The 3,248-nt window shown below is 66.2% G+C and carries 4 protein-coding genes; 3 read left to right on the plus strand and 1 reads right to left on the minus strand.

Annotated elements, in window-relative coordinates; genetic code table 11:
- The first annotated feature begins 129 nt into the window (after positions 1-129).
- Positions 130-1,218, plus strand: a complete 1,089-nt coding sequence (gene ychF / locus AB8Z36_RS33615) for a redox-regulated ATPase YchF (RefSeq protein ID WP_369217174.1) — start codon at positions 130-132, stop codon at positions 1,216-1,218.
- Positions 1,219-1,329: 111 nt separating this feature from the next.
- Here ychF and AB8Z36_RS33620 read toward each other — a convergent pair whose 3' ends face one another.
- Positions 1,330-1,911: a Uma2 family endonuclease gene (locus AB8Z36_RS33620; protein WP_369217175.1), complete on the minus strand. Its 582-nt coding sequence runs from the start codon at positions 1,909-1,911 to the stop codon at positions 1,330-1,332.
- Between the two features lie 452 nt (positions 1,912-2,363).
- Here AB8Z36_RS33620 and AB8Z36_RS33625 point away from each other — a divergent pair, with 452 nt between their 5' ends.
- Both AB8Z36_RS33625 and AB8Z36_RS33630 read left to right on the plus strand, forming a co-directional pair.
- Positions 2,364-2,615: a type II toxin-antitoxin system VapB family antitoxin gene (locus AB8Z36_RS33625; protein ID WP_369217176.1), complete on the plus strand. Its 252-nt coding sequence runs from the start codon at positions 2,364-2,366 to the stop codon at positions 2,613-2,615.
- Entirely contained in the window at positions 2,612-3,028 is a 417-nt protein-coding gene (locus AB8Z36_RS33630) for a PIN domain nuclease (protein ID WP_369217177.1), read from the plus strand. The genes AB8Z36_RS33625 and AB8Z36_RS33630 overlap by 4 nt, the downstream gene beginning before the upstream one ends.
- Positions 3,029-3,248: the final 220 nt, after the last annotated feature.

The following is a 3,248-nucleotide window of genomic DNA, read 5'->3' on the forward strand; positions in this document are numbered from 1 at the left end:
ACGCCGTAGACTGTGGGATCGGCCCCTGTGTGCGGCGCGCGTACGAATCGCCGTCACACCGCGTACGAAGCGCGAGCAAGCGAACGGGGCCGTGCTCCCACCCAGCCCTGACGTACGGGAAGTCGCAACGTGTCGCTCACGATCGGAATCGTCGGTCTGCCGAATGTCGGCAAGTCGACCCTGTTCAACGCCCTGACCAAGAACGACGTGCTGGCGGCCAACTACCCGTTCGCCACGATCGAGCCGAACGTCGGCGTGGTCGGTGTCCCCGACCCCCGCCTGACGAAGTTGGCCGAGATCTTCTCCTCCCAGCGGGTCCTGCCCGCCACGGTCGACTTCGTCGACATCGCGGGCATCGTGCGCGGCGCGAGCGAGGGCGAGGGCCTGGGCAACAAGTTCCTCGCGAACATCCGTGAGTCGGACGCGATCTGCCAGGTCATCCGCGCCTTCAAGGACGAGAACGTCGTGCACGTCGACGGCAAGGTCTCGCCCAAGGACGACATCGAGACGATCAACACCGAGCTGATCCTCGCCGACCTCCAGACCATCGAGAAGGTCCTGCCCCGCCTCCAGAAGGAGTCGCGGATCAAGAAGGACATCGCCCCGAAGGTGGCGGCGGTGGAGTCGGCCAAGGAGATCCTGGAGAAGGGCGACACGCTCTTCTCGCAGGGCATCGTCCAGGGCAGCGAGCGCGCGGAGCTTCTGCACGACCTGCACCTCCTCACCACCAAGCCCTTCCTCTACGTCTTCAACGTCGACGAGGACGAGCTGACGGACGACGACTTCAAGGCCGCGCAGCGCGCCCTGGTCGCCCCCGCGGAGGCGATCTTCCTCAACGCCAAGCTGGAGTCGGACCTCGCGGAGCTCGACGAGGACGAGGCCCTGGAACTCCTCCAGTCGGTGGGCCAGGAAGAGCCCGGCCTCGCCACCCTGGCCCACGTGGGCTTCCGCACCCTCGGCCTCCAGACCTACCTCACGGCGGGCCCGAAGGAGTCCCGCGCCTGGACGATCCCCCAGGGAGCGACGGCCCCCGAGGCAGCGGGCGTCATCCACACGGACTTCCAGAAGGGCTTCATCAAGGCGGAGGTCATCTCCTTCGCGGACCTGGTGGAGACCGGCTCAGTGGCAGAGGCCCGCGCGAAGGGCAAGGCGCGCATGGAGGGCAAGGAGTATGTGATGCAGGACGGGGATGTGGTGGAGTTCCGCTTCAACGTGTAATCGCCTCATTACTGCACGTTAGATAATTTCGTCAAATATGCAGGTCAGAAGGGGTCGGACTCTGGTGAGTCCGACCCCTTCTGCATTCCCGTGCTGACTTGGTGCTGACTTTCAGCCGCTTCGGGGCGGCGTGAGCTTGTCGAGGTCCAGGCTGACTTCGAAGGGGACTGGGCGTCGGAGGTTGCCCCGGAAGATGCCGGCGGGCGCGTAGGCGCCGGTGGGCTCGTCGAGCTCGTAGACGTGGACGACGGGTGCCCCGTCCTCGTCCTCGATGCACCAGTAGTGCGGGATTCCGGCCTCCGCGTACTTGCGGAGCTTTACTGTGCGATCGCGATGGGCGGACTCGGGAGAGACGACCTCGATGACAAGCTGGACGTCTTCGGGAGCGAACCAGGTGCGGTCACCGTCGAAGTCGGCCGTCGTCACCAGCAGGTCCGGTTCGGGACGGTTGCGTGGGTCGAGTTTGATGGTCATCTCGCGGCCGACTCTGGTGTCCGCGGGCACCTGCTCCATGAGCGCGACTGTGAGCATGGTGATGAGGTGGCCGTGCCACCACCTCTGGGGCGACATCATGAAGACGAGGGCTCCGTCGATCAGCTCGGTGTGGCGGGGCGCCTCGGGGAGGCGGTCGAGGTCCTCCGCGAACCAGCCTTCCGCGCGCGGCGGGCGCATCCAGTCGGGCAGTGCGGTCATGGCTTCACGGTAGCGGCCCGCAGCTCAGGCTGGAGAGCCAACGATCCCGATCTGGGGGTTTTCGGCACTTTGTCGCGCCATGACCGGCCACGCACCTAGCATCCGGCTATGAGTGACTCATCGGGCCAGATCGCCACGGCGGTCCGTGGTCATCTCCGTGGCAGCCCTCGTCTTCTCGACGACGCCGCGGTCTTCGTAGATCTGTGACGAGCCCCTTTTTGCGGCTCCGGCAGCCTCTGCGAGGCAGCTCCGCACGGCAGGTCGATCGGTTGGCTCATGGAGGAGTCGCTCCACGCGGCATTCCGGGGGCGGACGGTCCGGCTGGTGAGCGGTCTCATGGGTCGCGCCACCACGTCTGACGTGGGCATCTGCGATGCTCGCTCACGTCTGGATATCATTTCTGTGCCTCGATTGATATCTTTGCCGTACCGTCGGCTGTGGAGGGATATCTGATGGCCAGGACTGTGATCGATCTGGATGACGAGATCGTCGAGCAGGCGATGCGGGTGTACGGGGTGAAGACGAAGGCCGCTGCGGTGCGGGCGGCCATGGAGGAGGGGGTGCGGCTGCGGCTGCGCCGGGAACTCTTCGATGCCATGGACGAGGGTGAGTTCGAAGACGTATTCGCCGAGATCCGCGCGCAGACGGGGCCACGGAATGCGGATGGCTCCCTGAAGCGCGAAGGCGGGGCCTCGGCAGCGTGAAGGGGCGTTATCTCATCGACAAGTCCGCTCTGGCCCGCCGGGGCAAAGCGGCGGTGCGGGCGCGGCTGGATGCCTTGGACCGCGATGGGCTCCTTACGGTCTGCGGCCCGACCAAGTACGAGATTCTGTTCTCGGCGCGCGGAAAGCCCGAGGCGGCACGCCTGCGCACCCTGCTCCGCGGATTCGACTACCTGCCCTGCGATGACCAGGAGTTCGAGCGGGCGCTCGAGATCCAGGCCTTGGCACTGAACGCCGGTTTTCACCGGGCTCTGTCGCTGGCCGACGTCCTCATCGCGGCAACCGCCGAGCGGCACCGGGTGACGGTCCTGCACTATGACGGCGACTTCGACATGATCGCTTCGGTGAGCGGTCTGCATGCCGAGTGGGTAGTTGAGCCAGGTACCGCTGACTGACAGGTCCGCATCTTCTGTGGTGGTGTTCCGCTTCAACGACTCTCGCGCTGATGCGCTGATGCGCCGTTGGCCGGGGGCGTGGGCGCGACGCCGACCAGGCAATGAGACCGACGGAGGGCCGCACCCAGAGTAGGGGTGCGGCCCTCCGGCCCTCCGGCAGTCGGGGAAGACGTTGCTCAGCCCTGCCAGCTGTGCGGGGCCAGGTAGTTGTCTCTGCGCC

It is taken from the genome of Streptomyces flavofungini, from assembly GCF_041028215.1.
GTDB lineage: Bacteria > Actinomycetota > Actinomycetes > Streptomycetales > Streptomycetaceae > Streptomyces > Streptomyces flavofungini_B.

Excerpts from the sequence above, each read along its gene's own strand:
- AB8Z36_RS33620 (WP_369217175.1), bottom strand. The coding sequence starts at position 1,911 with ATGACCGCACTGCCCGACTGGATGCGCCCGCCGCGCGCGGAAGGCTGG.
- AB8Z36_RS33625 (WP_369217176.1), top strand. The coding sequence starts at position 2,364 with ATGGCCAGGACTGTGATCGATCTGGATGACGAGATCGTCGAGCAGGCG.